Origin of the sequence: uncultured Amnibacterium sp., from assembly GCF_964245895.1 — a bacterium.
Classification (GTDB): domain Bacteria; phylum Actinomycetota; class Actinomycetes; order Actinomycetales; family Microbacteriaceae; genus Amnibacterium.
This window is the reverse complement of sequence record NZ_CAXTOQ010000184.1, coordinates 1-6,066: the sequence shown is the minus strand read 5'-3', so window position 1 is coordinate 6,066 and position 6,066 is coordinate 1. Positions and strand designations below refer to the sequence as shown.

Annotated in this window: 9 protein-coding genes; 2 read left to right on the top strand and 7 right to left on the bottom strand. The window is 73.3% G+C overall.

Translation table 11 applies throughout. From position 1 onward, the window contains the following. On the top strand, positions 1-285 hold a 285-nt coding region (locus tag ACFE60_RS16970), incomplete at its 5' end, for an MFS transporter (protein WP_375390037.1). A gap of 3 nt (positions 286-288) precedes the next feature. On the opposite strand, the gene ACFE60_RS16965 is transcribed toward ACFE60_RS16970, so the two are convergent. Genes ACFE60_RS16965 through ACFE60_RS16940 form a run of 6 tightly spaced genes read right to left on the bottom strand, consistent with a single transcriptional unit; the run spans position 289 to position 4,768 of the window. Then, complete coding sequence (locus ACFE60_RS16965) at positions 289-831, bottom strand: DUF427 domain-containing protein (RefSeq protein ID WP_375390036.1); 543 nt, start codon at positions 829-831, stop codon at positions 289-291. Beyond that, complete coding sequence (locus ACFE60_RS16960; RefSeq protein WP_375390035.1) at positions 828-1,688, bottom strand: prenyltransferase; 861 nt, start codon at positions 1,686-1,688, stop codon at positions 828-830. Before ACFE60_RS16960 ends, ACFE60_RS16965 begins: the two co-directional genes overlap by 4 nt. Next, positions 1,685-1,990 carry a lycopene cyclase domain-containing protein gene (locus ACFE60_RS16955; RefSeq protein ID WP_375390034.1) on the bottom strand — a complete coding sequence of 102 codons (306 nt, stop codon included), beginning with the start codon at positions 1,988-1,990 and terminating at the stop codon, positions 1,685-1,687. The genes ACFE60_RS16960 and ACFE60_RS16955 overlap by 4 nt, the downstream gene beginning before the upstream one ends. After that, positions 1,987-2,322 carry a lycopene cyclase domain-containing protein gene (locus tag ACFE60_RS16950; RefSeq protein ID WP_375390033.1) on the bottom strand — a complete coding sequence of 112 codons (336 nt, stop codon included), beginning with the start codon at positions 2,320-2,322 and terminating at the stop codon, positions 1,987-1,989. Before ACFE60_RS16950 ends, ACFE60_RS16955 begins: the two co-directional genes overlap by 4 nt. Next, positions 2,319-3,893, bottom strand: coding sequence for a phytoene desaturase family protein (gene crtI / locus ACFE60_RS16945; RefSeq protein WP_375390032.1), 1,575 nt, complete (start codon positions 3,891-3,893; stop codon positions 2,319-2,321). The genes ACFE60_RS16950 and crtI overlap by 4 nt, the downstream gene beginning before the upstream one ends. After that, positions 3,890-4,768: a phytoene/squalene synthase family protein gene (locus ACFE60_RS16940; RefSeq protein ID WP_375390031.1), complete on the bottom strand. Its 879-nt coding sequence runs from the start codon at positions 4,766-4,768 to the stop codon at positions 3,890-3,892. The genes crtI and ACFE60_RS16940 overlap by 4 nt, the downstream gene beginning before the upstream one ends. Positions 4,769-4,876: 108 nt before the next feature. Between ACFE60_RS16940 and idi the strand changes: the two genes are divergently transcribed. Next, on the top strand, positions 4,877-5,407 hold the full coding sequence (idi, locus tag ACFE60_RS16935) for an isopentenyl-diphosphate Delta-isomerase (RefSeq protein WP_375390030.1): 531 nt from the start codon (positions 4,877-4,879) through the stop codon (positions 5,405-5,407). 195 nt (positions 5,408-5,602) lie between these two features. Here the strand turns inward: idi and dcd are convergent. After that, a partial coding sequence (gene dcd, locus ACFE60_RS16930) for a dCTP deaminase (protein ID WP_375390029.1) occupies positions 5,603-6,066 on the bottom strand: 464 nt, incomplete at its 5' end.

Here is a 6,066-nt window from a genome sequence, read left to right as displayed (position 1 = left end):
ACCTCCGCGTTCTGGGTCGGCGGCCTGCTGCTCTGCCTCTTCGTCGGTCCCGCGCAGACGTCCAGCCGGTCGCTGCTCGGACGCCTGTCGCCGCCGGAGCGCGCCGGCGAGCTGTTCGGCCTCTACGCGACGACGGGACGCGCGGCCAGCTTCATCGCTCCGGCGGCGTTCGCCGTGTTCGTGACGGTCTCGCAGGACCAGGGCTACGGGATCCTCGGCATCGTGCTGGTGCTCGCCGCCGGCCTGCTGCTGATGCTGCCCGTCAAGGGCGCGAAGCCGGTCTGACCGTCACCAGCCGAGGGTGCCACGGGCGCCCTTGAAGGGACCGACCACCCGTGAGGTGATCCAGCCCCCGTAGAAGTCCCCCTCCTGCGGCACGATCACCTCGTCGTCGACCAGGCAGCGGTCCATCTTTGATGGGTACACGGCCACCCGGCCGGCCAGGACCTCGTAGCCGCGCCACGGCGTCGGGTACGTCCACGCGGCGCGCACCGCGATGCGGTCCCCCGCCGCGAGGGTCAGGTAATGCGCCATGCCCTTGAACTCGCACATCGACAGCCCGCCGGCCTCGTGCATCGGCACCTGGAACGCCTCCGCGGGGAGGTAGTAGACCGGCGGGTGACTCGTCTCGAGCACGCGCACCGCGTCCGTGGTGTCCACGATCGGCACCCCGCCGAGCTCGATGCGGATGCGCTCCGTCGTCGCCTCCACCGCGGGCGGCCGGGGGTAGTCCCACACCGACTCCTGGCCGGGCCCCGGCTCGGTCCGCTCGATCCGGTCGGTCCGCCTGCCTCGCACGACCCGATCATCCCCCGGCGAGATGGGTGTCATGCGAGGGCGGAGGCGACGATCGCCAGCACGGTCACCCCGAAGCCCGCCCCGTAGTTGATGGCGAGGAAGCGGCGCCACCCCCGGTTCGCGGTCTCCGCGGTCGCGTCCGTGATGCGCACGAAGGGCAGCACCATGGCGAGGTAGGGCAGCGCGAGCAGCCCGGCGAGCGCGGTCGGCCACCCCGAGCACGCCGCGAGCACCCCCGCCGCGAGGTAGAGCACGGCGGCGCCCAGCACCGTCGCCCGCGCGCCGAGCACCGTCGCGACCGAGCCGATGCCCGCCTCCCGGTCGGCCGGCACGTCCTGCACCGCCCCGAACGCGTGGCTCGCCATCCCCCAGCAGAAGAACGCGGCCAGCAGCAGGACCGCACGGGTGTCGAGCGCCGCGCCCGCCAGCGCGACGCCGTAGACCGCCGGGCTCACGAAGTGCGTGCTCGAGGTGATCGAGTCGAGCACCGGGCGCTCCTTGAACCGCAGCACGGGGGCGCTGTACGCGATCACCGCGAAGACGCTCACGGCGAGCACGAGCCATGAGACCGGTCCGCCGAGCAGCACGAGCACCACGAGGAACGGCACGTTCGTGACCGCCGCCGCGAGCAGGGTCGGACGGTGGAACGCCGGTGCGAGCACCGCTCCCTCCACCCCGCCCTTGCGGGGGTTCCGGAGGTCGGACTCGTAGTCGAACACGTCGTTGATGCCGTACATCGCGAGGTTGTACGGCACGAGGAAGTACACGGCACCGACGACGAGGGCCAGCGGGTCGACCGGCCGCGCCAGCAGCAGGTAGGCGAGCGCGAACGGGTAGGCGGTGTTGATCCAGGACAGGGGGCGGGAGGCGACGAGCAGGTGGCGGATCACCTGTGCCGCCGCCTGCCGAGCAGCACCCAGAGCGCGGGCAGCGCCAGCGCCGCGACGATCGCGTAGGAGAAGTCCTCGACCGGGGCGACCCCGACCCGCGCCCCGAGGATGCGGCTCGGGTCGTACGCCACGATCCCCGAGCCGACGATCACGTTGTCGAAGACGGCGGTGAGCGCGACGAGCACGACCAGACCGGCGAGCGCCGGCACCAGGGCCGCGCGACCCGCCCTCGCGAGCACGACGAGCGCGACGACGGACACCGGCACCGCGACCCCGGCGGCGAGCAGGAGGTAGGTCGTCACCGCCGCCCCTCCGCGGGGGTGCGCCGCTGCAGCAGGCGCTGGGCGAGCAGGAACGCCTCCATCGCGGAGAGGCACAGCAGGAGCAGGAAGAAGACCTCCTCGAGCGGCACGTCCGGCGCGAGGTCGACGCCGACCAGCAGGTCGTTCCGCCCCTCGAAGAAGATGCCGAGGCCGACCCCGGCGAGGTCCCACGCGAGGAAGCCGGCGACGCCGACGAGCAGCACGACGGCCGCGCGGCGGGGTGCGGCGAAGAGGAAGACCTTCAACCTCAGGTCGAGGACCAGCAGGCCGGCGATCGAGACCAGCAGCCCGGCGAGATACAGGCCGGTCACCTGCGCACCAGCGGCTCCGGCAGCGGACCGGCCGTGGTGTCGCCGTGGAGCCGCTTGACCACGAGCTCGGCGCTGATCAGGCACATCGGCAGCCCGATGCCCGGGATCGTCGAGCCGCCGGCGAACAGCAGCCCGTCGACGGCGGTGCTGACGTTGCCCGCGCGAAACAGGGCGGACTGCGCGAGCGTGTGGGCCGGACCGAGCGCTGTGCCCTGCCACGCGGCCAGGTCGTCGGCGAAGTCGCCTGGACCGATCGTGCGGCGCACCTCGATGCGATCTCGCAGGTCCGGCAGCTCGAGCCAGCGCGCGACCTGGTCGATGGCGCGGTCCGCCACCGCTTCGACCGCGGGCTCCCCCTCGCCGCCGACTCCGCCGTGCCCCATCCCCGGGTCGGCGGGCACCGGCACGAGCACGAACAGGTTCTCGTGGCCGTCGGGAGCGACGTCGTCGGTCGCGCTCGGTCGGCAGACGTACAACGACAGCTCGTCCGGCAGCGGCGGCTGCGTGCCGCGCTTCGGCATCACCGCGCCGAAGTTCTCCCGCCAGTCCGCGGTGAACAGCAGCGTGTGGTGCAGCAGCTGCGGCAGCTCGCCCCGCACGCCGAGCAGCACCAGGACCGCGGAGGGGCCGGGCGTGCGCTTCGCCCACCAGTCCGTCCCGTAGGTGCGCAGCCCGGGCGGCAGCAGGGTGCGCTCCGCGGCCTCGAGGTCCATCGCGCTCACCACGACATCGGCGGCCACGACCTCCCCGGACGCGGTGCGCACCCCCGTCACGTGCGGCCGGCCGCCGGCCGTGCCCTCGGTCAGGATGCGCGCCGCCGCGGTGCCGGAGCGGATCCGCACGCCGCGCGACTCCGCCTGCCCCCGGATCGCGCGGATCACCGCGGTGATGCCGCCGGCCGGGTACAGCACGCCGCCCTCGAGGTCGAGGGTGCTCATCAGGTGGTACATGCCGGGTGTGGCATAGGGCGAGCTGCCCAGGAACACCGCGGGGTACTGCAGGATCTGCGCGAGCCGCCGGTCGGCGAACCGGCGGGTGACGTAGCGGTGCAGCGACTCCACCAGCATCGGCACGAGGCGCGGCAGCCCGCGGACCACCTCCGGTACCAGCAGCGGCTTCAGGTCCTGGAAGGTCGTGTAGAGGAAGTAGCGCTTCGCCGTCTCGTACACCCAGCGCGCGGAGTCGAGGTAGCGGTCCAGCTTCGGGCCGGCGCCGGGCTCCAGCTGCTCGGCGAGCGCGAGGTTCCGCGCGCGGTCGGCCGCGATGTCGACCACCTCCGCGGGCCCGCCCTGCGGCTCGAAGACCACCCGGTAGCCGGGGTCGAGCCGCTGCAGGTCGAGCTGCGCGTCCGCGGTCGTGCCCAGCAGCCGGAAGAAGTGGTCGAACACCTCCGGCATCAGGTACCAGGACGGACCGGTCTCGAAGCGGTACCCCTGGTGCCGCCACTCCCCCGCGCGGCCGCCGACCTCGTCGCGCGCCTCCAGCAGCTCGACCTCGTGGCCCTCCTCCGCGAGCAGCGCTGCGGTCGCGAGCCCCGCGATGCCGCCGCCGATCACCACGACCCGGCTCATCGCCGCCTCGGCGATCTGCCGGCCACGGCGAGCGCCGCGATCCGCGCCTTCACGGGGTCGGGCACGCGGATGCGGGTCGTGCGGAGGGAGGCCGCCGGGGTCGCCCGGATCCGGTCCGCCAGCTCCGCGAACAGCCCGTGCGCGACCGCGACGGCACGCCTCGGTCCGGGCTCGAGCAGCGGCAGCGCCAGCGCCGCGGCCGCGAGGTCCGCATCGATGTCGGCGAGCAGCCGCCGCTTCGTCGCTTCGTCGAGCGAGGCCACATCCACCCCCGGGAAGTAGGCGCGGCCGAGCCCGTCGGCGTCGGCGGCGAGGTCGCGCAGGAAGTTCACCTTCTGGAACGCGGCGCCGAGCCGCCTGGCGCCCGCCTCCAGGACCGCCTGCTGCTCCGCGCTGCGCGGCGGCGCATCGGCCGTGAAGGCGCGCAGGCACATGAGGCCGACCACCTCCGCGGAGCCGTCCACGTACTCCGCGAACGACGCCTCCGTGTGGGTCGTGCGGTGCAGGTCCATGCGCATCGATGTGAAGAACGGGGTGACGATCGCGGGCTCGATGCCGACCGCCCGCGCCGTCGTCGCGAACGCGTGCACCACGAGGTTGATCGACCAGCCGCACTCCATCGCGGCGGAGGTGTCCGCCTCGAGCGCGTCGAGCGCCGCCGCGATCCGGTCCTGCGGCATCCCGGCGGCGGCCGCGACCCCGTCGACGACCTCGTCGGCGAGGCGGACGAGCGCGTAGACGTTGCGGATGTGCCCCCGCGTCGTCGCAGGCAGGAGGCGCACCGCGAGCCCGAAGGAGGTCGAGTACTCGCCGATGACGACGGCGGAGGACCGCGCAGCGGCGCGGTCGTACCGCGCGAGGGGGCCGATCGGCACTGGTCAGCGCCTCCCCGGGCGCGGCGCACGCCCTAGGCTTGCGGCCCAGCGGCGCCCCCGAACGGGGGCGTTTCGGCGGAACACGACGGCAAGGGTACAGCGGAGCGGATGACGGACCGGGACGAGCGCGTGGTGCTGGTCGACGACGACGGCGAACCCGTCGGAACGGCCCTCAAGGCCGACGTGCACACCACCGAGACGCCGCTGCACCTCGCGTTCAGCTGCCACCTGCGCGACGGCGACGGCAGGCTGCTGGTCACGCGCCGCGCGCTCTCGAAGACGACCTGGCCCGGGGTGTGGACGAACTCGTTCTGCGGGCACCCCTCCCCCGGCGAGGACCTGCCCTCCGCCCTCGCACGCCGCGCGTTCGACGAGCTGGGCGTGACCCTCACCGACGTGCGCCTCGTGCTGCCCGACTTCCGGTACCGCGCGGTCGACGCCGGCGGCATCGTCGAGAACGAGATCTGCCCGGTGTTCGCGGCGGTCACCTTCGACGACGTGCAGCCGGACCCCGACGAGGTCGCCGAGTACCGCTGGGTCGACCCGCAGGACCTGGAGACCGCGGTCAGCATGGCGCCATGGGCCTTCAGCCCGTGGTTGAACCTGCAGCTGGTCGAGCTGTCGGCCGTCCGCGCCTGACCCCGTCCGGCCGCTGACCGTGCCTCCCCTCCGCCCCTGAGAAGGCCTGAGCAGGACAGAGTTCTGTGAGAGGGCTTGAGCAGGACAGAACGCCTTCAGCAGGACAGAACGGCCCGAATCGTCCTGCTCAAGCCGAATCGTCCTGCCGTCGCGCTCGGTCGGGCGGCCGGGCGCCCGGGTTCCACGTGGCGGAAGTCAGGCGCCGGATGAGCCCGCGTCCGTGACGGTCACATCCGCTCGGAGGAAGTTCAGGTAGGACCGGGAGGCGGTCGGCCCGCGCTGCCCCTGGTAGCGGGACGCGTACTCCCCCGACCCGTACGGCTTGCTCGCCGGCGAGCTGAGCCGGAAGAAGCACAGCTGCCCGATCTTCATCCCCGGCCAGAGCTTGATGGGCAGCGTCGCCACGTTGCTCAGCTCGAGGGTGATGTGCCCCGTGAAGCCGGGATCCACGAACCCGGCGGTCGAATGGGTGAGCAGCCCGAGCCGGCCGAGCGAGCTCTTCCCCTCCAGCCGCGCCGCGATGTCGTCCGGCAGCGTGACCGCCTCGAACGTCGCCCCGAGGACGAACTCCCCCGGGTGCAGGATGAACGCCTGCCCCGGCTTCGTCTCCACGAGGCGCGTCAGGTCGGGCTGGTGCTCCGCCGGATCGATCACCGCGT

Excerpts from the sequence above, each read along its gene's own strand:
- ACFE60_RS16965 (WP_375390036.1), bottom strand. The coding sequence starts at position 831 with ATGACACCCATCTCGCCGGGGGATGATCGGGTCGTGCGAGGCAGGCGG.
- crtI (WP_375390032.1), bottom strand. The coding sequence starts at position 3,893 with ATGAGCCGGGTCGTGGTGATCGGCGGCGGCATCGCGGGGCTCGCGACC.
- idi (WP_375390030.1), top strand. The coding sequence starts at position 4,877 with ATGACGGACCGGGACGAGCGCGTGGTGCTGGTCGACGACGACGGCGAA.